The organism is Streptomyces sp. NPDC051315 (assembly GCF_044455165.1).
In the GTDB taxonomy this organism is placed as follows: domain Bacteria; phylum Actinomycetota; class Actinomycetes; order Streptomycetales; family Streptomycetaceae; genus Streptomyces.
This window is the reverse complement of sequence record NZ_JBITEN010000004.1, coordinates 91352-114941: the sequence shown is the minus strand read 5'-3', so window position 1 is coordinate 114941 and position 23590 is coordinate 91352. Positions and strand designations below refer to the sequence as shown.

The window sequence follows — 23590 nt, the reverse complement described above, 5'->3', positions numbered from 1 at the left end:
GCCGGCCCGACGTACCGCCTCTCCCCCGCTCACCCCTGCGCTCCGCCGCTCAACCGGCGGGCGAACCGCTCCAGTTCCGCGTACTGCTCCGCCAGGGACGACGGCGCGTCGCCGACGGGGTCCTTGAAGAAGAAGGCGAGTTCCGGGCGGGGGCCGGTCAGGCCCCGCTCGTGGGCGCGGGCGAGGAGACGGACCAGGTCGAGGACGAGCGGGGCCGCCAGGGCCGAGTCGCAGCCCTGCCAGATGGTCTGCAGGATCATGCGGGTGCCGAGAAAACCGTCGAAGGCGATGTGGTCCCAGGCCGTCTTCCAGTCGCCGAGGGCGGGCACGTCGTCGATGTGGACCTGGCCCTCGGGAGTGGCGCCCAAGGTGTCGGCGAGGACGCGTTCCTTGCCGGCGTTCTTGGCCGCCGCGGCCGCCGGGTCGGCCAGGGCCGCCCCGTCGCCACCGCCCAGGAGGTTGGTGCCGGACCAGGCCCGCACGGTGAGCGCCCGCTGGGTGAACATCGGGCCGAGGACGGAACGCAGGAGGGTCTGGCCGGTCTTGCCGTCACGGCCGGCGTACGGCACACCGCTCGACGCGGCGAGCGGGGCGAGGGCGGGATGGTGCAGGCCCGCGGAGGGGGTGAAGTTGACGTAGGGGCAGCCGGCCCGCAGGGCGGCCGCCGCGTACAGCGAGCTCGGTGGGAGGGCGGGGCCCGGCGGCGCGGGTTCCGTGGAGGCGACGTTCACCACGACCGCGCGGGCCAGTCCGTTGCGTCGTACGAAGTCGCGCAGGTCCTTGGTGAAGGCGCCGATCAGCTGATCGTCGTCGCGGGTGTCGCCGGGGAGGGGGCCGCCCGGTCGGATCTCCCGGTCGGCGGCGGTGAGTTCGGCCGCGACGGCGGAGGGCAGACCGGGTGGGAGGACCCCGCCGGCGGCGAGCTGCTCGGCACGTTTGGGCAGGGGGCAGTCGAGCGTGTCGTGGCCGCCGAACACCAGGGACGGCAGGGCGGGCAGGCCACTGCCGGCGAACGCCGCGGTCTCGGTGACCAGGCCGGTCGGCGGGTGCAGGCCCGCGGTCAGGGCGGCGCAGCCCGCCACGACGGTGGTGGCGACGGAGCCACGGGCCCCGATCAGCCAGACGCCGACGCGAGGGGGGAGCGAGCGGGGCTCGGACATGGGCAGCCTCCTTGTCGTGCGGGAACCTCGGCGGGGAAGGACCGCGAAAGCCGGAAGGACCGGGGAGAGCCGGAGAGGGGTGGTGAGGCGTGGTGACGGCGGGCGGAGGTCCGGCGTCCTCCGCCCGCCGCCGTTCAGTCGCCCCGGGCGGGCAGTTCCTTGATCCGGACGTCGCGGAAGGACACCTGGTCGTCGGCTCCGTGGTTCTGCAGGCCGAGGTGTCCGTCGCGCAGGCTCCGGACCGGATCGGTGTTGGTGAAGTCGTTGATCTTCACACCGTTGAGCCAGACGCGGAGGCGTTCGCCCTCCACCCGGATCTCGTACGTGTTCCACTCCCCCGGCGGATTCAGCGCGCGGTCGCGCTTCCTCAGGTCGGCGGACCGGAAGCCGTAGACGGACCCGGTCGTCCTCTCGGGCACGTCGGTGGCGTCGATCTGGACCTCGTAGCCGTGGTGCACCGCCGACCACGGGTCGTCGGAGGGCGGGAAACCGACGAACACCCCGGAGTTGTCGTCACCGGAGGCCCCGGACATCCTCCAGTCGAGTTTCACCGAATACGAGGAGAAACCCGACGCGGCGTACCAGAGCAGGCCCATCCCTCCCGAGGACGTGAGGGTGCCGTCGTCGTCCAGGGTGAAGGACCCGGGACCGGCCTGTCTCCAGCCCTCCAGCGAGGTGCCGTCGAAGAGTGGACGGTATCCGGCCTCCGGCCGGCAGTCGGCCCGCACCTCGCCGACTGCGTACAGGATCCCGCCGACCAGGTGTGCGCGGAACACGGGATCCGCGTACGACTCCTTCGTGTGCCCGCCGCCGGTGTAGAAGGCGCGGCCGCCCCGGTAGTTCTGGCACCAGGCGATCGGGTGGTCGCCGTCCATGGTTCCGCCGGTGTACGAGGACTCGTCGAGGGAGGCGAGGACGTGGGCCCGCTCGCGGGGGTTGGAGCGGTAGTCGTACCACTCGTCGGTGCGTTGCCAGGTTCTCGCCAGCGCCGAGGTCGCCGGGTGGGCGCGGTCCTCGACGACGACCGTCGCGGGCTGGATCGCCGGGTGCGACCGGAAGTAGGCGCCGGCGAGGCCGCCGTAGAAGGGCCAGTCGTACTCGGTGTCGGCGGCCGCGTGGACGCCGACGTATCCTCCGCCGCGCCGGATGTAGTCCTCGAAGGCCCGCTGCTGGGTGTCGCCGAGGACGTCTCCGGTCGTCGAGAGGAACACGACCGCGTCGTAGCGCCGCAGGTTGGACGGGGTGAACGCGCCCGCGTCCTCCGTGGCGTCGACCGTGAAGCCGCTGGTTGCGCCGAGTTGTCTCACTGCCGCGATGCCGTCGGGGATCGAGTCGTGCCGGAAGCCTGCCGTCTTCGAGAAGACCAGCACCCGCTTGTCCGCGGTGGGCGTGGACTGCGAGGCGGCGGGCCCCGAGAGGCAGCCCAGCAGCAGGGCGGCTCCGACGACCGCTGTGGTCAGTCGACCGGTTGAGCGCACGAGAGCCTCCTCTCAGCCTGTCGTGAAGGTGAAGTCGTCGACTTCGTACAGGGCGCCGGAACCGCTGCCCTTGAAGACGAGGTAGAGGGTGGTGGTGCCCCTGGGGGTGCGGGAGAGGCCCGCGTCGACGTCCTGGAAGGTGTCCCAGCCTCCGGTCACCGGCACGGTCGCCTTGCCGAGCAGCGTTCCCGTCGGTGAGCCGGCGCGGACCTCGAGGGTGCCGCCGGCGCCCGCTGACGAGACGCGCGCGGTGATCTTCCCGGCATCGGCGAGGACGTACGGCGTGAAGGAGATCCAGTCGCCGTGGGTGATCTCACCGACGGTCCGGCCGCCGTGCGCGGACGCGCGCGGGGTCACGGTGACGCCGGAGGAGTCACCGAAGTGCTCGGCCTGGCGGTGGCGGGGCTGGAGGAGGTTCTGGTCGTGGGAGGTGAGCGCGGCCTGGCCGCCGCCTCCGCCGTCGGTGTACTCGGCGTCGAACACGCCGAATATGTTGGCGTCGTCGTCGTGGCCGCCGTCGGCGCTGGTCCGGATGGTGCCGGTGCAGCCGTTCGCGGAGGTCACGGGGTGGCCGTGGCTGTCGTGGCCGAGGATGAAGGTGACCTTGACCCTGGCGCAGTCGACGGTCCGGTCCTCGGGGTCGGTGACGCGCACCCTGAACGGGATCGCGTCGCCGAAGGCGAACATCTGGCCGTCCCTGGGGAGTTCGAGCGTCACCTTGGGGGCGGTGTTGCCGACCACGATCTGCACGCTCGCGCTGCCGGTGCGGCCGCCCGGGTCCTGCGCGGTCACGGTCGCCGTGTAGGTGCCGTTCTTCTTGTAGCGGTGGGTGGGGTTCGCCGCGGTGGACGTGGCGCCGTCGCCGAAGTCCCAGCGGTAGGTGAGGGTGTCGCCGTCCTGGTCGGTCGTGCCCGCGGAGGAGAAGCGCACCCGCAGAGGCGCCTGGCCGGAGGTGCGGTCGGCCGCGGCCTGGGCGACCGGCGAGTGGCCGTCGGTGGCGTTCTCGATGCGGTACAGGGCGGAGTGCTCGTCGCCACCGAACCAGGAGACGCCGTAGTCGAGGACGTAGAGGGCGCCGTCGGGGCCGAAGGCCATGTCCATGATCTGGGTGCCGGTCCACGGTACGTCGCTGATCGTCCGCACCGTGCCGTCGGCGTCGCTGGTGATCCGCTTGATCCAGCGGCGGCCGAACTCCCCGGCGAAGAAGTCCCCGTCGAAGGCCTCGGGGAACTTCACCGGTGAGTCGAGCGCGGGGTCGTAGTGGTAGACCGGGCCGCCCATCGGGGACTCGGAGCCGTCACCGAACTCGGGCAGGGAGGCGCCGTCGTACGGGATCCAGGCGGGCTGGGCCGGGGGCAGGTCGGTGAGTCCGGTGTTGTGCGGTGAGGTGTTCTTCGGGGCGCCGCAGTCGAAGGGCGCGCCGGACACACCCGTCGCGAAGTCGTATGCGACATACGGGTCGTTGTCGCCCGTGCAGAACGGCCACCCGAAGTTGCCGGGCCCGGTGACCCGGGCGAACTCGACCTGTCCGGCCGGTCCGCGGGCCGGGTCGGCGGCACCGGCGTCGGGGCCGTAGTCGCCGACGTACAGGATTCCGGTCTCCTGGTCGACGCTGAAGCGGAACGGGTTGCGGAAACCCATCGCGTAGATCTCGGGCCGCGTCCTGTCGGTGCCGGGTGCGAAGAGGTTGCCGTCGGGGATGGAGTACGAGCCGTCGGCGTTGACCTTGATGCGCAGGATCTTGCCCCGCAGGTCGTTGGTGTTGCCGGAGGAGCGCCGGGCGTCGAAGGCGGGGTTGCGGTTCGGCCGTTCGTCGATGGGCGTGAAGCCGTCCGACTGGAAGGGGTTGGTGTCGTCACCGGTCGACAGGTACAGGTTGCCCGCCGCGTCGAAGTCGATGTCGCCGCCGACGTGGCAGCACAGGCCACGGGAGGCGGGGACGTCGAGGATCTTGGTCTCGCTCGCGGTGTCCAGTGTCCCGTCGGCCCTCAGGACGAACCGGGAGAGGCGGTTGACACCGTCGAAGGGTGCGAAGTCGGCGGCCGTTCCGGTCTCCGGGGCGTCGCCCGCGGGGGTGTTCAACGGCGGCGCGTAGTACAGGTAGATGAAGCGGTTGGTGGTGAACTGCGGGTCCACACCGATGCCCTGGAGGCCTTCCTCGTCGTGCGAGTAGACGTCGAGCCGGCCCGCCAGGCGGGTGTTGCCGGCGGCGTCGGTGATGCGGAGTTCGCCGTCGCGGGAGGTGTGCAGGACCGAGCGGTCGGGGAGGACGGCGAGCGACATCGGCTCGCCGACCTCGGCCTCGCCCTTCGCGAGGGTGACCTGCTGGAAGTCCTCCGCGGCGGCGGCCGCCGCGGGCGCCTGGCCGGCGACGGCTGCGCCGGCCTGGGGTGCGGTGAGGGTGAGGGACGCGCCGGCCAGCAGGGCTCCGCTCAGCAAGGCGATCGCTCTGCGCAGCGAGGGGCGTCGTCCGGGGGTGAGGTGTCTGCCGGTGCGGGCGGTGGGGTCGTTCCCGTGCACGGGTGCCTCCAGGATGGGGCCGGTTGTACGGGCGGGTGCTTACGCCGGGATGCGCCGTCATCCCGGAGTGCCGAGGGGAGAGGGGAGAGGTCCTGTGGTGCTCAGTTGCCGAACGCCGCGTCGAAGGAGGCCGACGGCGGCTCGAAGTCGTAGGCCTTGAGGCGGGTGAGGGCTTCGGGGGCGCCCTGGAGCCGGTCCATGCCGGCGTCCTCCCACTCCACGGAGACGGGGCCCTGGTAGCCGATGGAACGCAGCATGCGGAAGACGTCCTCCCAGGGGACGTCGCCGTGGCCCGCGGACACGAAGTCCCAGCCGCGGCGCGGGTCGCCCCAGGGCAGGTGGGAGCCGAGGCGGCCGTTGCGGCCGTCGAGGCGTTTGCGGGCCTCCTTGCAGTCCACGTGGTAGACGCGGTCACGGAAGTCCCAGAGGAAGCCGACCGGGTCGAGGTCCTGCCAGACGAAGTGGCTGGGGTCGAAGTTCAGGCCGAAAGCCGGTCGGCGGTCGACCGCGTCCAAGGTGCGCACGGTCGTCCAGTAGTCGTAGGCGATCTCACTGGGGTGGACCTCGTGCGCGAACCGCACGCCCTCCGCGTCGAAGACGTCGAGGATCGGGTTCCAGCGCTCGGCGAAGTCCGTGTACCCGCGCTCGATCATCGTCTCGGGGGCGGGCGGGAACATCGCCACCAGGTGCCAGATGGCGGAGCCGGTGAAGCCGACGACGGTGTCGACGCCGAAGGCGGCCGCGGCGCGCGCGGTGTCGGCGATCTCGGCCGCGGCGCGTCGGCGGACGCCTTCCGGTTCGCCGTCGCCCCAGATGCGGTCGGGCAGGATGGACCGGTGGCGTTCGTCGATGATGGCGTCGCAGACGGCCTGCCCCACCAGGTGGTTGGAGACGGCCCAGCACTTCAGGCCGTACTTGTCCAGGAGCTGGTGGCGGGACTTGACGTAGGCGGGGTCGGCGAGGGCCTTGTCGACCTCGAAGTGGTCTCCCCAGCAGGCGAGTTCGAGGCCGTCGTAGCCGAAGTCGCGGGCGAGGCGGCAGACCTCCTCCAGGGGCAGGTCGGCCCACTGGCCGGTGAAGAGTGTGAAGCTGCGCGGCATGGTGCGGGCCCTCCTCAGTCGGCGATCGGGGTGTAGACGGAGTTCTTCTCGGCGCTCTCCTCCACCGCGGCGAGGACGCGCTGCACCTGGAGCCCGTCGGCGAAGGAGGGCTCGGGCCGGCGGCCGGCGGCGATGGCGTGGACGAGGTCGCGGGCCTGGTGGACGAAGGTGTGCTCGTAGCCGAGGCCGTGACCGGGCGGCCACCAGGCGTCCAGGTAGGGGTGGTCGGGCTCGGTGACGAGGATGCGGCGGAAGCCGGCGTGGGCGGCGGGTTCGGTGGCGTCGTGGAACCACAGTTCGTTGAGGCGCTCCAGGTCGAAGGCCAGGGAGCCGCGCTCGCCGTTGAGTTCGAGGCGCAGGGCGTTCTTGCGGCCGGTGGCGTAGCGGGTCGCCTCGAAGGAGGCGAGGGCGCCGGAGGGGAAGCGTCCGGTGAACAGGGCGGCGTCGTCGACGGTGACCGTGCCGGTGCCGGCGCCGGCTCCCGCGGCGAGGCCGCTGGTCGCCCCGCCGGGCAGCGGCCGCTGCCGTACGAACGTCTCGGTGAGCGCGGAGACGCCGGCGAGCCGCTCCCCCGCGAGGTGCTGTGCGAGGTCGACGATGTGGGCGCCCAGGTCGCCGAGCGCGCCGGAACCGGCCGACTCGCGACGCAGTCGCCAGGTCAGCGGAAAGTCCGTATCCGTCAGCCAGTCCTGGAGGTACGTCACCCGCACGTGCCGCAGGGTGCCGAGACGGCCCTCGGCGACCATCGACCGGGCCAGGGCGGTGGCGGGCACCCGGCGGTAGTTGAAGCCGACCATCGCCAACCGGCCCTCCGCGTAGGCGGCCTCGGCGGCGCGGGACATGGTCTCGGCCTCCTCGACGGTGTTCGCGAGGGGCTTCTCGCACAGGACGTGCTTGCCGGCCGCGAGCGCGGCGAGGGCGATCTCGGCGTGGCTGTCGCCGGGTGTGCAGATGTCGACGAGGTCGACGTCGTCCCGTTCGACCAGCGCCCGCCAGTCGGTCTCGGTGGCCGCCCAGCCGTGCCGGTCGGCGGCCGCGCGCACGGCGGCCGCGTCACGGCCGCAGAGGGCGGCGAGGACGGGGCGGCGGGGCAGGTCGAAGACGCGGCCCGCGGTGCGCCAGCCCTGGGAGTGGGCCGCGCCCATGAAGGCGTAGCCGACCATGCCGACGCGCAGCGGTGGCTTGCCGGCCTCCGGTCCCGCTGACTGCTGCGGCTGTTCCATGCAGGTGTCCTCCTCGTCGTCGTGGCGCGGTGGGGGGTGGGGCCTGCGCGGTGGGTGGCGCGGGCGGTTCGGGCGAGACGCCTCAGGTGAAGGCGACGGTCCGGGCAAGACGCCTCAGGTGAAGGCGGCGGTCTGGGCGTGGCGCCGGACGGCTGGGTGGGACGGGCCCGGGGCCGTCGGCGTGCACCCGGCGGGACGGGACGGACCCGCGGCCGAAGCCGGTGGCCTGCCCCCGGCCGGACGGCACGGACCCACAACCGAAGTCATCGGCCTGCACCCAGCCGAACGGCACCGTGCCCTCCCCGCTGTGTGCCCCGTGCCTCGCGGACGGCCGGCGGCCTCCGCGCGGCGAGCGGCTGCGGATGCTCGCCGGCGCGGCCCGGCCGTGGCCGGGCGGGCGCCCGTCGGGCGGGCCGCCGGAGCCGGGTGCGCTCGCCCCGCCGGGGGCGGACAACCTCCCTCGGCAGCCGCTGCCCCCGGCCGGCGCCCGCCCCGGTCCGCACCGACCGGAACGCTCCCGCCCGCCCGGCACCCGGAAGCCGCCCCGCAGGGCCCTCGCCCCCGGGCGGACCGCCCGCCTCACCGGAAGCCGGTGGACATGTACTGGTCGACGTTCTCCTTGTCGACGACCGCCGAGTAGAGGGTGATCGACGCGGGGATCTCGTATTCGGCGAGTCCGCCGACGCCCTTGCCCTGGCCGAGGGCTCGGGCGAGGTCGATGGCGGAGGCGGCCATCGTGGGCGGGTAGAGGACGGTCGCCTTCAGGACGCCGTTGTCCTGCTTGATCGCCTGGAAGGCGGAGAGGGCACCGGCCCCGCCGACCATCAGGAAGTCGTCCCGGCCCGCCTGCTCCACGGCGCGCAGCGCGCCCACGCCCTGGTCGTCGTCGTGGTTCCACAGCGCGTCGAACTTCGGTTGCGCCTGGAGGAGCTGGGCCATCTTGGCCTGCCCGGACTCGACCGTGAACTCGGCGGCCTGACGGGCCACCTTCTTGATGTTGGGGTAGTTCTTCAGGGCGTCGTCGAAGCCCTGGGTGCGTTGCTTGGTGAGCTCCAGGTTGTCCAGGCCGGCCAGTTCGATGACGCGGGCGTCGGACTTCCCCTTGAGTTTCTCGCCGATGTAGTGGCCGGCGTTGAGACCCATGCCGTAGTTGTCGCCGCCGACCCAACAGCGGTACGCCTGAGGCGAGTTGAAGATGCGGTCGAGGTTGATGACCGGGATGCCGGCCCGCATCGCCTGCAGGCCGACCTGGGTGAGTGCCTTGCCGTCGGCGGGCAGCACGACGAGGACGTCGACCTTCTTGTTGATGAGGGTCTCGATCTGGCCGATCTGCTGGGCGGTGTCGTTCGAGCCCTCGGTGATTTCCAGGGTCACGTCGGAGTAGTTCTTCGCGCGGTTCTTGGCGTTGTCGTTGATGGCGTTGAGCCAGCCGTGGTCGGCCTGGGGTCCGGCGAAGCCGATGGTGACCTGCTTGCCGGGCTTGTCGGCGGCGGCCGGCCGGTCGTTCGCGGCCGGCTCCTCGTCCTTCGGGTCGTTGCTGGTGCAACCCGTGAGGAGGGCACCGGCCGAGACGGCGGCGGTCCCGAGGAGCAGTCCTCTGCGGCTGGCGAAGCGGCTCGGATAAGACGTCGGCTCTGGCATGGCGGTGAACCCTTTCCTCAGGTCGTGCTCGCGGTACGGCGCTGGACCAGCACGGCGGCGACGATGATCGCGCCCTTGGCGATCTGCTGGACGTCGCTCTGCAGGTTGTTCAGGGCGAAGATGTTGGTGATCGTGGTGAAGATCAGTACGCCGAGCACGGACCCGGTGATGGTGCCGCGGCCCCCGCTGAGCAGGGTGCCGCCGATGATCGCGGCCGCGATGGCGTCGAGTTCGTAGAGGTTGCCGTTGGTGTTCTGGCCCGACCCGGACAGGATGATCAGCAGGAAGGCGGCGATGCCGCAGCACAGTCCGGACAGCAGGTAGAGGTAGAGCCGCTGCCGGCGTACGTCGATGCCGGCGAGCCGGGCGGCCTCCGCGTTGCCGCCGACGGCGACCGTGCGCCGGCCGAAGGTGGTGCGGTTCAGCAGCAGCCAGCCGATGATCGTCACGACTGCGAAGACCATCACGAGGGGCGGCACGCCGAGCACGTACGCGTCGCGCTCGCCGAGGTCGAGGATGCCCTCGACGGTGACGATCTGCGTCTTGCCGTCGGTGATCTGCAGCGCGAGTCCGCGGGCCGAGGCGAACATGGCGAGGGTCGCGATGAACGGGACCATCCCGCCGTACGCGATGAGCAGGCCGTTGACCAGGCCGCAGCCCAGGCCGACGAGGACGGCGGTGAAGAGGATGCCGCCGAAACCGTATTCCTGGGTGGCGACGGTGGTCGCCCACACGGAGGCGAGCGCGACGATCGCGCCGACGGACAGGTCGATGCCGCCGGAGGTGATGACGAAGGTCATGCCGACGGTGACGACACCGATCACCGAGCCCTGCGTGAGGACGAGTTGGAGGTTGCGGGTGTCCAGGAACTCGTCGGGCCTGGTGATGCCGCCGATGACGATCAGCGCGGCCAGCACGCCGAGGAGGGAGAGGGTGCGGACGTCGGCGCGGGCGACGAGGCCGCGCCAGGCGGGGAGGTGGACCTGGGGCACCTTGTCGGTGCTGTCCCGCGGCGGGGAGACGGGCTGCGTCATGACGCCGGGCTTCCTTCCATGACGAGGTCGAGTACGCGGTGTTCGTCGAGCTCACGGGCGGGCGCGGTGTGGACGACGCGGCCCTCGCGGAGCACCAGGACTCGGTCGGCGAGCCCGAGCACCTCGGGAACCTCGCTGGACACCAGCAGCACGGCGATGCCTTCGGCCGCCAGTCGGCGCACGACGGCGTACAGTTCGGCGCGGGCGCCGACGTCGACACCGCGGGTGGGCTCGTCGAGCAGCAGGACGCGGCAGCCGCGCAGCAGCCAGCGGGCCAGGACGGCCTTCTGCTGGTTGCCGCCGGACAGGGTGCGCACCGGCACGGAGGGGTTGTCGGGCCGCAGCGACAGTTCACGGGTGGCGGCGCGGGCCGCGCCGCGTTCGGCGCCGCGGTCGATCCAGCCGGCGCGGGAGAAGCGGGAGAGGGAGGAGACGGAGACGTTGCGGGTGACGGACTCCAGCATCAGCAGTGCCTGGGCCTTGCGTTCCTCGGGGGCGAGGCCGAGTCCGGCGCGGACGGCCGCCCGTACGCTGCCGGCCTTCAGCGGTCGACCGTCGACCAGGATCTGACCGGCCGTCGGCTTGCGGGCGCCGTAGATCGTCTCCAGGATCTCGGAGCGTCCCGAGCCGACCAGTCCCGCGAGGCCGACGATCTCCCCCGGCCGCAGAGTCAGGTCGAGCGGCTCGAACTCACCGTGGCGGGCGAGGCCCCGCACCTCCAGCAGCGGTGTCCCGGTGGCCGCCGCCTCCCGCGCCGGCCGTTCGGGGAAGACGTACTCGACGTTGCGTCCCGTCATCAGCGCGACCACCTCACGGGTCGGTGTCGTCTTGGCGGGCAGTCCGCCGGCCACCGCCCGGCCGTCCTTGAGCACGGTCACCCGGTCCCCGATGCGGCGGATCTCCTCCAGACGGTGGGAGATGTGGACGACGGCGACCCCGTCGGCGGTGAGGTCGCCGACGATGCGGAAGAGATTGTCGACCTCGTCGGGGTCGAGGGCGGCGGACGGCTCGTCCATCACGATCAGCCGGACGTCGTGCGAGAGCGCCCGCGCCATGGAGACGATCTGCTGCTGCGCCGCCGACAACCCGCCGACCAGCCGGGCGGGATCGATCTCCGGATGACCGAGTCGGCGCAGCAGAGCCGCTGTCGACGCGCGAGCGGCCCTTCCCCGTACGACGAAGCCGGCGGCCGTGGGTTCGTGGCCGAGGTGGACGTTCTCGGCCACCGACAGGTGTTCCACCAGGTCGAGTTCCTGGTAGATGGTGGCGATGCCGAGACGCATGGCGGCGATCGGCGAACGCAGGGTGACGGGTTCGCCGCGCCAGCGGATCGTGCCGCCGTCGGGCTGGTGGGCGCCGGCCAGGACCTTGATGAGGGTCGATTTCCCGGCGCCGTTCTGGCCGAGCAGGCAGTGCACTTCGCCGGCCTGGACGTCGAGGTCGACGCCGTCCAGGGCCCGGACTCCGGGGAACGACTTGGTGATGCCGGACATGCTGAGCAGCGGTGGTTCTGGTGCCATGTGGGTTCCCCTCGGCGGACGTGCGGGCCGGATCAGGGCGGAACGCGGGGTGGGTGAGCGTTCTCGGGGCAGGGCAGGGCAGGGCGCTGTACGGGTGGGCGTGCGGGGCTCGATGGTCTACGAGAGCGGCGTCACGCGGGTGAGAACAGATGGTCGCTGATCAGGCGGGCCGCGCCGATCACGCCGGCGGTGGGGCCCAGCTCCCCGAGCACGATGGGCAGGTTGCCGGTCGCCAGGGGAAGTGACTGGCGGTAGACCTGGGTGCGGATGGCGGCGAGCAGGGTGTGGCCGAGGCCGGTCACCCCGCCGCCGATCACCACCAGGCCGGGGTTGAAGAACGAGACGAGTCCGGCGATGACCTGGCCGACGCGGGTGCCGCCCTCGCGGATCAGGTCGAGGGAGGTGGCGTCGCCCGCGGCGGCCGCGGCGGCGACGTCGGCGGCGGTGAGGCCGCCGTTCGTCTCCAGCCGCGCCGCGAGCTCCGCAGAGAGGCCCTGCTGGGCCGCCTCCACCGCGTCACGGGCCAGGGCCGCGCCGCTGAAGTGGGCTTCCAGACACCCGCGGTTGCCGCAGGCGCACGGGCGTCCGTCGGGTACGGCCTGGATGTGCCCGATGTCACCGGCGCTGCCGGTCGTCCCGCGGTAGACCTGGCCGCCGACGACGATGCCGCAGCCGATGCCGGTGCCGATCTTGACGCAGAGGAAGTCGGCGACGGTGCGGGCGACGCCCGCGTGCTGCTCCCCCATCGCCATGAGGTTCACGTCGTTGTCGACCATGACGGGGCAGCCGAGTTCCTGGCTGAGTGCCTCCCGCACGGGGAAGCCGTCCCAGCCCGGCATGATCGGCGGCGCGACCGGTACGCCCTCGGGGAAGCGGACCGGGCCGGGGACGCCGATGCCGGCGCCGTCGAAGCCCTCGGCGAGTCCCGTCGCCTTCAGCTTCGCCGCCATGGACAGGACTTGCTCGAAGACCGCGACCGGTCCCTCGCGCACGTCGAGGGGCTGGTTGAGGTGTCCGAGCGTCTCCAGTTCGGCGTTGGTGACCGCGACGTCGACCGACGTCGCGCCGATGTCGACGCCGAGGAAACGCAGTTGGGGGTTGAGCCGGATGTTGTGGGAGCGTCGGCCGCCGCGTGAGGCGGCGAGTCCGTCGGCCACCACCAGCCCCGTCTCCAGCAGCCGGTCCACCTCCACGGCCAGCTTGGACCGCGACAGGTCGACCTGGTCGCCCAACTGGGCACGGGAGTTGGGGCCCCCGTCACGCAGCAGCTTGAGCAGCCGGGCCTGATGCGCGTTCGCGGGTCGTGCCGTCATGCGTCTCACGAACCCCTCCCCGCCTCGATCGGCCGCCTGCTGTCGGGCTTTCGAGGGGAACGTAGCAGTGGATGCCGGGGCGGGGAAGAAGTCATGCGCGAATTGCTGTGAACTTTCTCCACTCACAGGACAAAGACGTGCCCCCGGCGCGGGGCGACCGGGGGCCTGGTGCCGGAGGTCGGGTGCGGGATGTGGGGAGGGGGCGCCGGGTCCGGGTGCCGGAGCTCGCATCCCGGACGCGCGCAGGGGCCACGGCGGACGGCATGCGAACTCTGCCCCCGATGCCCGGAGCCACGGCGGTCGGCAGCGGAACCCGTGGTACGCGCGAAAGGCCGGGTGGCACGTGTACCGGCGGCCGCACACAGCCGCGGTCCACCCTCCGCCTGGCGACGGCCGCCTCGGAGGAACACCCGAGCGGCGTTACGCCCCCTGACGCGCGTGGTACGAGCGGCGCGTGTGCTCCGTGTGCTCACGCATGAGCTGCGTGGCGCGCTGCTCGTCGCCTTCCACGATCGCGGCGATGAGGTCCCGGTGTTCGATCCAGGACTGGTGTCCGCGCTGTCGCGCGACCGGCGTGTAGTACCAGCGCACGCGGCGGTCGACCTGCGCCGCCAGTTCGGCGAGGACCGCGTTGCCCGCGATCTCCATGATCTTGGCGTGGAAGCGGGCGTTGAGGGCGACCGCGGCGTCGACGTCGTCGGAGGCGACGGCCTGCATGCCCTGCGCCAGCAGGGCGTTCAGGGCCTCGACGCCGGCCTGGTCCGCGTGGGCGGCGGCGAGCCGGGCGGCCTCGGCCTCCAACAGGGTGCGGACGGTGAGGAGTTGGTCTGCCTCCTCCTCGGTGGGCTCGTGCACGAACGCGCCCTGGGCGGGCCGCAGGTCGACCCAGCCCTCGGTGTTCAGCCGTTGCAGCGCCTCGCGCACCGGCTGGCGGGAGACGCCGAGGTGGCCGGCGAGTTCGCTCTCGACGAGGTGCTGGCCGGGCTGGAGCGCGCGGGTGGTGATGAGTTCGAGCAGCGCCTCGTAGACGCGCTCGCGCAGCGGGCCGGGGCGTTCGAGCTTGGGCACCGCACCCTGCGGCAGTCCTGTCGACAACATCGGTCGTCCCCCTCCTGGGCAGCGGCCGGGCGCCTGCAGCCGGAAAGCCAGTATCGATTGTCTTTCGTCTACAGTCTACGGCTCACTGTAGCCAGTCCCGGGCGCAGTGGACCGCGTCACACCGACCGCCCGTCCACCGCACTCGGCCCCTCACTGCCACCGCGCTGGCCTCCTCACGGCCACCCCGCTCGCCTCTCACCGGCAGCGCGCCGACTCCCTCACGGGCACCGCACTCGCCCCTCACGGGCAGCGTACGACCTGCCCCGCGTACGAGAGGTTGCCGCCGAAGCCGAACAGCAGCACCGGATCGCCGGTGGAGATCGCGCCTTGTTCCACCAGCTTGGAGAAGGCGAGCGGGATGCTGGCCGCGGACGTGTTCCCCGACGCGATGACATCACGCGCGACGACGGCGTTGACGGCGCCGATCTTCTCCGCGAGGGGTTCGATGATGCGCAGGTTCGCCTGGTGCAGGACGACGGCGGCGAGGTCCGCGGGGGCGAGTCCGGCCCGCTCGCAGGCCTGTCGCGCGAGCGGCGGGAGTTGGGTGGTGGCCCAGCGGTAGACGCTCTGCCCCTCCTGCGCGAACCGGGCCGGCTGCCCCTCGATGCGCACCGCGTGCCCCATCTCGGGCACGGATCCCCACAGCACGGGCGCGATGCCGGGTTCGGCACCGGCGGGGCTCGTCTCGACCACGGCGGCGCCGGCTCCGTCGCCGACGAGGACGCAGGTGGTGCGGTCGCTCCAGTCGGTGACCTCGGACATCTTGTCGGCCCCGATGACCAGTGCCCGGCTCGCGGCGCCGGCCCGCACGGTGTGGTCGGCGGTGGCCAGGGCGTGGGTGAATCCGGCGCACACGACGTTGACGTCCATCGCGGCCGGCCGCGGTATGCCGAGGCGGGCGGCGACCCGGGCGGCCATGTTGGGCGAGCGGTCGACGGCCGTGGAGGTCGCGACCAGCACCAGGTCGATGTCGGCGGGGGTGAGCCCGGCCGTCGCGAGTGCCTTGGCGGCGGCGTGCGCGGCCAGTTCGTCCACGGGCTCGTCGGGGCCGGCGATGTGACGCGTGCGGATGCCCACCCGGCTCCTGATCCACTCGTCGCTGGTGTCGACCACACCCGCCAGGTCCTCGTTGGTGAGTACCTTGGCGGGCTGGTAATGGCCGACGGCGACGATGCGCGAGCCGTTCATTGGGTGATCCCCTCGGTGCCTTGTGGGTAGCGGGATGCACCAGTCTGTTCAGTGACTCACGGGTACGAGGGCGCGTGAAGCGACAGGAATCGGTCGCCGGGGTTGTCGGCTTCCCTCTAAGAACTCCTGACGAAATGATCTGCGGGGGGGATCACTGCGGGACTGGTGATCTGGGGGTGTGGGGTGGCTCGGCCGAAGCCGTGGGAAGTCGATGACGAGTTGTGGGCGGTGGTCGAGCCGCTGTTGCCCAACGTTGAGCCTCGGACCCGGCATCCGGGACGCAAGCGGCATCCGGACCGGCTGGTGTTCCAGGGCATCCTGCTGCGCACCGGGATCGCCTGGGAACACCTGCCGCAGGAGCTCGGCTTCGGATCGGGCATGACGTGCTGGCGCCGCTTGGCCGGGTGGACCGAGGCCGGGTGTGGCCCCGGCTGCACGAGGTCCTCCTCGCCGAGCTCCGCAGCGCGAACGCCCTGGACTTCTCCCGGGCGGCCGTCGACGGCTCCCTATCCGCGCGTTGAAGGGGGCTCCAAGACCGGACGAAGCCCCGTTGAGCGGGCAGGACGGGCAGGACGGGCAGCGCACATCACCTGATCACCGACGCCACCGCCATCCCGCTTGCCGCGACGCTGACCGGCGGCAACCGCAACGAGTCACCCAGCTGATCCCACTCCTCCAGGCGGTGCCGCCCGTGCGCGGCAAGCGTGGCCGGCCCCGGTGCCGCCCGGACGTGGTGCTGGGCGACCGTGGCTACGACCACGACACGTACCGCCGCCTCGTCTGGGACCTCGGCGTGAAGCCACTGATCGCCCGCCGCGGCACCGAGCACGGCTCCGGCCTGGGCACCCAACGCTGGGTCGTGGAGCGCGCCCACCTGCGCTGGTTCCACCGCCTGCGGATCCGCTGTGAGATACGCGCCGACATCCACGAAGCATTCCTCACCCCCGGATGCGCACTCATCTTCACGCGCAGCGCACCCGCCCCGCCGTCCTCGCTACAGAATGTGATGGGGCTTCGCTGCTGGATGCCCTCTGCTCTCGCCGTGAGTACGCTGGGAGCGGGTGTTCTTCATGGAATGGCTGACGAGGCTGCCTGGCGTCGCACGGCTGAGGCGTACGCACGTGTGGCGGGCGTTCGAGCGGCTGGTCACGGTCCACTGGGCGCGGCTCGCCGCCGCGATCACCTTCACGAGTTTCGTCGCGCTCTTTCCGCTGATCACTGTAGGCGCGGCGATCGGTGCCAAGCTGCTGAGCGAGGAGCAGCTCGGGAGACTCCAGGACAAGATCGCCGACCAGGCGCCGGGCCTTTCGGACCTGCTGGACCTGGACGGTCTCGTCGCGAACGCCGGAGCCGTCGGGCTCATCGCGGGCGTGTTGCTGCTCGTGATCGGGATCAACTGGGTCGGCGCCCTGCGCGGGTGTCTGCGCGCGGTGTGGGAGAAGGAGCAGGATCCGGGGAATCCAATCCTGCTGAAGATCAAGGACACCGGGGTACTGGTCGGTCTCGGCGTGGTCGGGCTCGTCGCGATCGGCAGTTCGGTGTTCGCGAACATTGCGGTTGGCTGGGCCGCCGACAAGGTCGGCATCGAGGGCGGGGTGGGACGGGCGCTGCTGTTCTTCGCGGGTCTGGCCATCGCCCTGCTCGTCGATTTCTTGCTGCTGGTCTACCTGCTTACCCGGCTGGCGCGGGTGCATCCCGGCCGGCGCGCGGTCGTGGTGGCCGGCCTGATCGGTGCGGTCGGCTTCGAACTGCTCAAGTGGTTGCTGACCGGCTATCTGCAGGGTGTCGCAGGGAAGAGCATGTACGGCGCGTTCGCCGTGCCGGTCGCCGTTGTGTTGTGGATCAACTTCATGGCCAGGCTGCTGTTGTACTGCGCCGCCTGGACAGCGACAGCGACGGCGGAGCAGTCCGGCGAGACAGCCGAGGGTGAGGGCCCGGAGCCCGGGATCAGCGCCTCAGCCGGCGATGCACCACAGCGGGCGTCGGTCGACAGCCCCGCACCAGCAGCGCCGCGCCGCACGGCGCCTCCAGCGCACGGCCCGTGATCCGAGGGCCGGTAGCTGCGGGTGGTATGAACAAAAGGGGAGTCCGGTCAGCTCGCGGCGTCAGGTGCGTGCGATCGCAAGGCGCCGGAAGATCCTTGTAGCGGAGCCACCAGGGCCTTCCGGCAACGCGGCGAGCGTGCGCGTCAGGCGTCGCGAGCCGGGCGCCCCTTTTGTTCGGAGCTCGAAAACCCGGGCCCCCGCGCTGTCCACCCCCGGACGGGTGACGAAACGCCGCGCGTCCGCCGCCCCGGCTACCCGGTGAACAACTGCGTCGCCTTCCGTACGAGCTCGTAGAGGCCGTACGCGAGCGGGGCTCCCACCCACAGCCAGGCGAAGGCGATGAGCGGCCGCCGGTCAGGCGGACTCGGGCTGCTGGGGTTGGGGTCGTGCGGCATCGGCGGCCTCCTCCGGGACGGGGACGTGGTGGTGGCGGGTGTGGACGGGGCGGACGAGTTCGTTGGCGACGAAGCCGACGGCGAGCAGGCCGATCATGATGAACAGGGAGAGGGTGTAGAGGGACGAGCCGTGCCTGCCGGCCTCCTCCTGCCGGTCGGCGATCCAGTTCACGATCAGCGGTCCGAGGACGCCCGCCGTGGACCAGGCGGTGAGCAGCCGCCCGTGGATCGCGCCGACCTGGTAGGTCCCGAACAGGTCCTTGAGGTAGGCGGGGATCGTCGCGAAGCCGCCGCCGTAGAAGGACAGGATGACCAGCGCGCACAGGATGAACAGGGGGGTGGAGGAGTCCCCGGCCAGGGCGATCAGCGCGTACATCACGGCACCGACGCCCAGGTAGACGCGGTAGACGTTCTTGCGTCCGATCAGGTCGGAGGTCGACGACCAGCCGATGCGGCCCGCCATGTTGGCCGCCGACAGCAGGGCGACGAAGCCCGCCGCCGCCGTGACGGACACGGGGGTCGAGGTGTCGGAGAAGAAGTCGGTGATCATCGGGGCGGCCTTCTCCAGGATGCCGATGCCGGCGGTGACGTTCATGCAGAGCACGACCCACAGGCACCAGAACTGCGGGGTGCGCACCGCGCTGCGGGCCGAGACCTGCACCCCCCGCACGGCGCTCGGCCCGCCGCCGGCGACCGGCTCGGCGGCCCGCGGCACCCGCACCAGGAGGACACCCAGCGTCATGAAGACCGCGTACGAGATCCCGTGGACGAGGAACGTGAGGGCGATCCCGGAGTGGTCGGCACCGAACGACTCCAGCATCCGCGCCGACCAGGGGGAGGCGATGAGCGCGCCGCCGCCGAAGCCCATGATGGCGATGCCGGTGGCCATGCCGGGCCGGTCCGGGAACCACTTGATCAGGGTGGACACGGGCGAGATGTATCCGATGCCGAGGCCGATGCCGCCGACGAAGCCGTAGCCGAGGACGATCAGCCAGTACCGCTCGGTGGCGGCGCCGAGGGCGGAGATCAGGAAGCCGGACGAGAAACAGACCAGGGCGACGGTCATCGCCCAACGCGGCCCGTTGCGCTCGACGAGGGTGCCGCCGAACGCGGCGGACAGGCCCAGCATGACGATGGCGAGCTGGAAGGGCAGCGCGCTCTGCGTGCCGCTGAGGCCGAGGGCGGACTCGAGCGGCGGTTTGAAGACGGACCAGGCGTAGGCCTGCCCGATGGAGAGATGGACCGAGAGGGCGGCCGGGGGGACGAGCCAGCGACTCCAGCCGGGGGGCGCGACAGGGGGACTCATGAGTCCCGAACGGTAGGCAGGAACACGGGCGTTGAGAAGGCGGCGGTCGACGGTATGCGATGAGCGGTATGCGGGCTGCGGCGAACGGTCGGACCGGCCGGTTTGCGAAGCGTGGCCACGACCGGGGCTGGGCATTCCGGGGGACGGACGCCCGCTCCCCCGGACGCCCTGACGAGGACCGGCGCGCCGCCGGCGAAGCCCGGGCACCGCTCCCGGCCGGAGCGCTGGGACGTGGTCGCCGAGGACCGCGAACCGTGGGGGATCGCCGCGGTCACCCCGTCACGGCCGGCGGTGGTCGGTCGACTCCGCCCGCTCCTGGGCCGCCATGACCTCGTCACCGTGCCGGAACGCCCACGCTCCGAACGCCTCGATCGGCGGCAGCAGACTCCGCCCCAGCTCGGTGAGTCCGTACTCGACGCGGGGTGGTGCCCCCGGGTGGGCGCGGCGCTCCACCAGCCCGTTGAAGCGCAACCGGCTCAGGGTCTCGGTCAGCACCTTGGGACTGATCCCTCCGATCCGCTCGCGCAGCCGGCCCGGGCGCTCCGGACCGTCGCGCAGGGCCCAGATCACCACGGCGTTCCACGTGTTGGCCAGCAGGTCGAAGGCGAGCCGGGCGCGGCAGTCGGCGAGAAGGCTCTGGTCGGCGGTCACTTACCGAATGGTGCCCGAACGGCTCCCTAAGGTCGTGCCGTATCCGAGGACAGGACCACCACACGGGGAGCGGACACGATGGGCATCGGGATGAGGATCGGGATCGTCGGCGCCGGGAACATGGCGGACGCCTTGGGCGGGCAGTGGGCGCGGGCCGGCCACGACGTCCTGGTGGGCGGACGGGACCCGGGCCGTGCGGCCGCCCTCGCCGAACGTATCGGCGCCCGGGCGGGGAGTGCGCGGGAGGCGGCCGGGCACGGCACGGACGCGGTGCTGCTGGCGGTTCCGTTCGCGGCGGCGGTCAGCGTGACGTCGGGGCTCGCCGGCGCCCTGGAGGGGCGGACGCTGGTCGACTGCACCAACCCGGTCGCGCCGGGCTTCGTTCTCCAGACGCGGGGCGGGCCTTCGGCCGCCGAACGCATCGCCACGGCCGCCCCCGGCGCGCGCGTGGTCAAGGCGTTCAACCTCTGTCACGAGAGCGTGTGGCGTCTGACCCCGCCCGTCTTCGACGGCCGCCCCCTGGCGGTCCCGCTCTGCGGTGACGACGCAGCGGCCCTGGAGACCGTACGCCGCCTGGTGCGCGACCTCGGCTGCGCACCGTTCGACGGCGGAGGTCTCGACCGGGCGGCCCTGCTGGAGGCGACCGCCGCGTTGCTGATCGGGCTGTGGGTGGGTGAGGGAGCGGACGCCCAGGCGATCGTGCCGCCGGCGGAGTACGCGGGGCCCCGCGGAGGCGGTGGAGCGTGATCCGCGGGGCGGTGGAGCGTGATCCGCGGGGCGGTGGAGGGGGAAGGCCCGGGCGACGGCAGACATGGCCCGGCGAGGCGGATCGGCGGCAGACGTGGCCCGGCTAGGCGGTCCTGCGGCCGACATGGATCGGCGACGTGGTTCCACGCGGGGTGCTGCGCCGGGTCCTGCGCGACCCCTTGTCGCCCCAACACCCATACTGTAGACAATATTCAGTCGACAGTGTTCGGCAGTTCCTCGGTACCCTCGACCGAACGGAGCTCCCTCACCATGAAAGTCGCAGTCCTCGGCGCCGGTGCGATCGGCGCCTACGTCGGTGCCGCCCTCCACCGCGCCGGCGCCGACGTGCACCTCGTCGCCCGTGGACCGCATCTCGCGGCCATGAGGCGGCACGGGGTGCGGGTGCTCAGTCCGCGCGGCGACTTCACCGCCCGCGCGCACGCCACCGACGACCCGGCCGAGATCGGCCCGGTCGACTACGTCTTCCTCGGTCTGAAGGCCCACTCGTACGCGGCGTGCGGGCCGCTCATCGAGCCCCTTCTGCACGGGACCACGGCGGTGATCGCCGCCCAGAACGGCATTCCCTGGTGGTACTTCCACCGGCACGGCGGCCCCTACGACGGCCACCGCGTGGAGAGCGTGGACTCCGGCGGCGCGGTCAGTGCGGTGCTCGCGCCCGAACGGGCCGTCGGCTGTGTCGTCTACGCGGCCACGGAACTCGAAGGGCCGGGAGTCGTACGGCACCTGGAAGGCACCCGGTTCTCGATCGGCGAGCCCGACCGCAGTGTCTCGGCGCGCTGTCTGGCGTTCGGCGAGGCCATGAAGGCGGGCGGGCTGAAGTGCCCGGTGGAGCCCGACCTGCGCAACGACATCTGGCTCAAGCTGCTCGGCAACATCTCCTTCAACCCGATCAGCGCGCTGGCCCGCGCCACCATGCGGCAGATGTGCCTGCACGGCGGCACCCGCCAGGTCATCGAGACGATGATGCGCGAGACGCTCACGGTCGCCGAGGCCCTCGGCTGCGAGGTGGGCGTCTCCATCGAACGCCGGCTCGCGGGCGCCGAGCGGGTCGGTGACCACCGCACCTCCACGCTCCAGGACCTGGAGCGCGGAAAACCGCTCGAACTCGACGTCCTCCTCGCGGCGGTCGTCGAGCTGGCGGAGATCACCGGCGTGGAGGTGCCCACCCTGCGCACCGTGCACGCCATCTCGGACCTGCTCGCGCTGAGGAGCGCCGCATGAAGAGCACGAGGAAACGCGGGCCGAAGACCTACACCCGGCTCACCCACCCGCTCGTCCGTGACTCCCGCGACGAGCCGTTCCGGCAGGCGAGCTGGGACGAGGCGCTGGACCGCGCGGCGCGCGGCCTGGCCGCCGCGCGCGGCGCGTTCGGCATGTTCTCCTGCGCCCGCGCCACGAACGAGATGAACTACGTGGCGCAGAAGTTCGCCCGGGTCGTCATGGGCACCAACAACGTCGACTCCTGCAACCGCACCTGTCACGCCCCCAGCGTCGCCGGCCTGTCGGCCGCCTTCGGCTCCGGCGGGGGGACGTCGTCGTACGAGGAGATCGAGCACACGGACGTCATCGTGATGTGGGGGTCCAACGCCCGCTTCGCGCATCCGATCTTCTTCCAGCACGTGCTCAAGGGGATCCGGAACGGGGGTCGGCTGTACGCGGTCGACCCGCGGCGGACCTCCACCGCCGAGTGGGCGGAGGGCTGGCTCGGCCTCAACGTCGGCACCGACATCCCGATGGCCCACGCGATCGGCCGCGAGATCATCCACGCGGGCCTCGCCAACCAGACGTTCATCGAGCGGGCGACCACGGGCTTCGAGGAGTACCGGGCACTCGTCGAGCCGTGGACGCTGTCGCTCGCCGAGAAGGTGACCGGTGTACCGGCGCGGGCCATAAGGGAGTTGGCACACGCCTACGCCCGCGCCGAGCGCGCCCAGCTGTGCTGGACCCTCGGCATCACCGAGCACCACAACGGCACCGACAACGTCCGCGCGCTGATCAACCTCTCCCTGCTCACCGGGCACGTCGGCCGTTACGGTTCGGGGCTGCAGCCCCTGCGCGGCCAGAACAACGTCCAGGGCGGCGGCGACATGGGCGCCATCCCCAACCGCCTGCCCGGCTTCCAGGACATCCTCGACCCGGACGTACGGCTGAAGTTCGAGTCGGCCTGGGACACCGTGATCCAGCCTCACTACGGGCTGAACCTCACGGAGATGTTCGAGGCGATGGAGGACGGCACGCTGAAGGCCGTCTACTGCATCGGGGAGAACCCGGCGCAGTCCGAGGCCGACAGCGAGCAGGCCGTACGGCGCCTGAAGGCCCTGGACTTCCTCGTCGTCCAGGACATCTTCCTCACGAAGACGGCCCGGTTGGCGGACGTCGTGCTGCCCGCGACCGCCGGCTGGGCGGAGACCGAGGGCACCACCACCAACAGTGAGCGGCGCGTCCAGCGCGTGCGCCGGGCGGTGACGCCGCCCGGTGAGGCCCGCGAGGACATCGACATCCTGTGCGACCTCGCGGCCCGTCTCGGCCACGACTGGAAGTACGCCGACGCCGAGACCGTCTGGAACGAGCTGCGGTCGGTGTCGCCGGACCACTACGGGATGACGTACGGGCGCCTGGAGGAGCACCAGGGCATCCAGTGGCCGTGCCCGAGCACCGACCGGCTCGAAACCACCTACCTGCACGGCCGACTGTGGGAGACGGACCCCGGACGACGTGGCCGGCGGGCACCGTTCGGGCTCGTGCAGCACGACCCGCCGGTCGACCTGACGGACGAGGAGTACCCGATCCGGCTGACCACCGGCCGGCGGCTCGACTCCTACAACACCGGTGTGCAGAGCGGCGGTTACGCCTCCCCGCTGCGGCGCGGCGAGTACATCGAGCTGTGTCCGGAGGACGCCGAACGCTACGGAGTGGCGGTCGGCGAGGAGGTGCGGGTGACGTCCCGGCGCGGATCGGTGGTGGCCCCGGTGTGGGTCGACACCGCGCTGCGGCCCGGGCTCGCCTTCATGACCATGCACTTTCCCGACGAGGTGGACACCAACCAGCTGACGATCGAGGCGAACTGCCCGATCGCGGGGACGGCGGAGTTCAAGGCGTCGGCGATCCGGATCGAGAAGCTCCCGGCCCCGACCTACGTGAGGTGACGTC

General features: G+C 71.9%; 18 protein-coding genes and 1 pseudogene. 5 read left to right on the top strand and 14 right to left on the bottom strand.

Annotated elements, in window-relative coordinates; all coding sequences use genetic code 11:
* Positions 1 to 29: 29 nt before the first annotated feature.
* The 11 genes from ACIBBD_RS09695 to ACIBBD_RS09645 form a co-directional block, all read right to left on the bottom strand.
* Entirely contained in the window at positions 30 to 1160 is a 1131-nt protein-coding gene (locus ACIBBD_RS09695) for an inositol-3-phosphate synthase (RefSeq protein ID WP_399418783.1), read from the bottom strand.
* Positions 1161 to 1294: 134 nt separating this feature from the next.
* A complete protein-coding gene (locus ACIBBD_RS09690) occupies positions 1295 to 2638 on the bottom strand; it encodes a ThuA domain-containing protein (RefSeq protein WP_399418782.1) in 1344 nt (447 codons plus the stop codon).
* A gap of 12 nt (positions 2639 to 2650) precedes the next feature.
* Entirely contained in the window at positions 2651 to 5158 is a 2508-nt protein-coding gene (locus tag ACIBBD_RS09685) for a PQQ-dependent sugar dehydrogenase (RefSeq protein WP_399418781.1), read from the bottom strand.
* A 101-nt stretch (positions 5159 to 5259) separates the two neighbouring features.
* Entirely contained in the window at positions 5260 to 6258 is a 999-nt protein-coding gene (locus ACIBBD_RS09680; RefSeq protein WP_399418780.1) for a sugar phosphate isomerase/epimerase family protein, read from the bottom strand.
* 14 nt (positions 6259 to 6272) lie between these two features.
* Positions 6273 to 7481, bottom strand: a complete 1209-nt coding sequence (locus ACIBBD_RS09675) for a Gfo/Idh/MocA family protein (RefSeq protein WP_399418778.1) — start codon at positions 7479 to 7481, stop codon at positions 6273 to 6275.
* Between the two features lie 579 nt (positions 7482 to 8060).
* Entirely contained in the window at positions 8061 to 9122 is a 1062-nt protein-coding gene (locus ACIBBD_RS09670) for a substrate-binding domain-containing protein (protein WP_399418777.1), read from the bottom strand.
* 17 nt (positions 9123 to 9139) lie between these two features.
* Positions 9140 to 10156, bottom strand: a complete 1017-nt coding sequence (locus ACIBBD_RS09665) for an ABC transporter permease (RefSeq protein WP_399418776.1) — start codon at positions 10154 to 10156, stop codon at positions 9140 to 9142.
* Entirely contained in the window at positions 10153 to 11676 is a 1524-nt protein-coding gene (locus ACIBBD_RS09660; protein WP_399418775.1) for a sugar ABC transporter ATP-binding protein, read from the bottom strand. The genes ACIBBD_RS09665 and ACIBBD_RS09660 overlap by 4 nt, the downstream gene beginning before the upstream one ends.
* A 131-nt stretch (positions 11677 to 11807) precedes the next feature.
* Positions 11808 to 12989: an ROK family protein gene (locus tag ACIBBD_RS09655; RefSeq protein WP_399418774.1), complete on the bottom strand. Its 1182-nt coding sequence runs from the start codon at positions 12987 to 12989 to the stop codon at positions 11808 to 11810.
* A gap of 420 nt (positions 12990 to 13409) precedes the next feature.
* Positions 13410 to 14087, bottom strand: coding sequence for a GntR family transcriptional regulator (locus ACIBBD_RS09650; RefSeq protein WP_399418773.1), 678 nt, complete (start codon positions 14085 to 14087; stop codon positions 13410 to 13412).
* A 240-nt stretch (positions 14088 to 14327) separates the two neighbouring features.
* The gene (locus ACIBBD_RS09645) at positions 14328 to 15275 is read right to left on the bottom strand and encodes a beta-ketoacyl-ACP synthase III (protein WP_399418772.1); all 948 of its coding nucleotides are present in this window, start codon (positions 15273 to 15275) and stop codon (positions 14328 to 14330) included.
* A 183-nt stretch (positions 15276 to 15458) separates the two neighbouring features.
* Between ACIBBD_RS09645 and ACIBBD_RS09640 the strand changes: the two are divergent.
* Together ACIBBD_RS09640 and ACIBBD_RS09635 are read left to right on the top strand one after the other, a co-directional pair.
* Positions 15459 to 16236 (top strand): annotated as a pseudogene (locus tag ACIBBD_RS09640) (IS5 family transposase); the annotation flags it as partial.
* Positions 16237 to 16345: 109 nt separating this feature from the next.
* A complete protein-coding gene (locus tag ACIBBD_RS09635; protein ID WP_399419092.1) occupies positions 16346 to 17320 on the top strand; it encodes a YihY/virulence factor BrkB family protein in 975 nt (324 codons plus the stop codon).
* 251 nt (positions 17321 to 17571) lie between these two features.
* On the opposite strand, the gene ACIBBD_RS09630 is transcribed toward ACIBBD_RS09635, so the two are convergent.
* The 3 genes from ACIBBD_RS09630 to ACIBBD_RS09620 form a co-directional block, all read right to left on the bottom strand.
* Positions 17572 to 17715, bottom strand: a complete 144-nt coding sequence (locus ACIBBD_RS09630; protein ID WP_399418771.1) for a hypothetical protein — start codon at positions 17713 to 17715, stop codon at positions 17572 to 17574.
* Entirely contained in the window at positions 17675 to 19021 is a 1347-nt protein-coding gene (locus ACIBBD_RS09625; protein ID WP_399418770.1) for an OFA family MFS transporter, read from the bottom strand. Before ACIBBD_RS09625 ends, ACIBBD_RS09630 begins: the two co-directional genes overlap by 41 nt.
* Positions 19022 to 19300: 279 nt before the next feature.
* Entirely contained in the window at positions 19301 to 19672 is a 372-nt protein-coding gene (locus tag ACIBBD_RS09620) for a winged helix-turn-helix transcriptional regulator (RefSeq protein WP_399418769.1), read from the bottom strand.
* 90 nt (positions 19673 to 19762) lie between these two features.
* On the opposite strand from ACIBBD_RS09620, the gene ACIBBD_RS09615 reads away from it, so the two are divergent.
* Genes ACIBBD_RS09615 through ACIBBD_RS09605 form a run of 3 tightly spaced genes read left to right on the top strand, consistent with a single transcriptional unit; the run spans position 19763 to position 23586 of the window.
* The gene (locus tag ACIBBD_RS09615) at positions 19763 to 20419 is read left to right on the top strand and encodes an NADPH-dependent F420 reductase (RefSeq protein ID WP_399419091.1); all 657 of its coding nucleotides are present in this window, start codon (positions 19763 to 19765) and stop codon (positions 20417 to 20419) included.
* 18 nt (positions 20420 to 20437) lie between these two features.
* Positions 20438 to 21661: a 2-dehydropantoate 2-reductase gene (locus ACIBBD_RS09610; protein ID WP_399418768.1), complete on the top strand. Its 1224-nt coding sequence runs from the start codon at positions 20438 to 20440 to the stop codon at positions 21659 to 21661.
* Positions 21658 to 23586 carry a molybdopterin oxidoreductase family protein gene (locus ACIBBD_RS09605; RefSeq protein ID WP_399418767.1) on the top strand — a complete coding sequence of 643 codons (1929 nt, stop codon included), beginning with the start codon at positions 21658 to 21660 and terminating at the stop codon, positions 23584 to 23586. Before ACIBBD_RS09610 ends, ACIBBD_RS09605 begins: the two co-directional genes overlap by 4 nt.
* Positions 23587 to 23590: the final 4 nt, after the last annotated feature.

Coding starts and splice junctions, on each gene's coding strand:
- ACIBBD_RS09695 (WP_399418783.1), bottom strand. CDS start 1,160: ATGTCCGAGCCCCGCTCGCTCCCCCCTCGCGTCGGCGTCTGGCTGATC.
- ACIBBD_RS09680 (WP_399418780.1), bottom strand. CDS start 6,258: ATGCCGCGCAGCTTCACACTCTTCACCGGCCAGTGGGCCGACCTGCCC.
- ACIBBD_RS09675 (WP_399418778.1), bottom strand. CDS start 7,481: ATGGAACAGCCGCAGCAGTCAGCGGGACCGGAGGCCGGCAAGCCACCG.
- ACIBBD_RS09670 (WP_399418777.1), bottom strand. CDS start 9,122: ATGCCAGAGCCGACGTCTTATCCGAGCCGCTTCGCCAGCCGCAGAGGA.
- ACIBBD_RS09665 (WP_399418776.1), bottom strand. CDS start 10,156: ATGACGCAGCCCGTCTCCCCGCCGCGGGACAGCACCGACAAGGTGCCC.
- ACIBBD_RS09660 (WP_399418775.1), bottom strand. CDS start 11,676: ATGGCACCAGAACCACCGCTGCTCAGCATGTCCGGCATCACCAAGTCG.
- ACIBBD_RS09655 (WP_399418774.1), bottom strand. CDS start 12,989: ATGACGGCACGACCCGCGAACGCGCATCAGGCCCGGCTGCTCAAGCTG.
- ACIBBD_RS09650 (WP_399418773.1), bottom strand. CDS start 14,087: ATGTTGTCGACAGGACTGCCGCAGGGTGCGGTGCCCAAGCTCGAACGC.
- ACIBBD_RS09645 (WP_399418772.1), bottom strand. CDS start 15,275: ATGAACGGCTCGCGCATCGTCGCCGTCGGCCATTACCAGCCCGCCAAG.
- ACIBBD_RS09635 (WP_399419092.1), top strand. CDS start 16,346: ATGGAATGGCTGACGAGGCTGCCTGGCGTCGCACGGCTGAGGCGTACG.
- ACIBBD_RS09630 (WP_399418771.1), bottom strand. CDS start 17,715: ATGCCGCACGACCCCAACCCCAGCAGCCCGAGTCCGCCTGACCGGCGG.
- ACIBBD_RS09625 (WP_399418770.1), bottom strand. CDS start 19,021: ATGAGTCCCCCTGTCGCGCCCCCCGGCTGGAGTCGCTGGCTCGTCCCC.
- ACIBBD_RS09615 (WP_399419091.1), top strand. CDS start 19,763: ATGAGGATCGGGATCGTCGGCGCCGGGAACATGGCGGACGCCTTGGGC.
- ACIBBD_RS09605 (WP_399418767.1), top strand. CDS start 21,658: ATGAAGAGCACGAGGAAACGCGGGCCGAAGACCTACACCCGGCTCACC.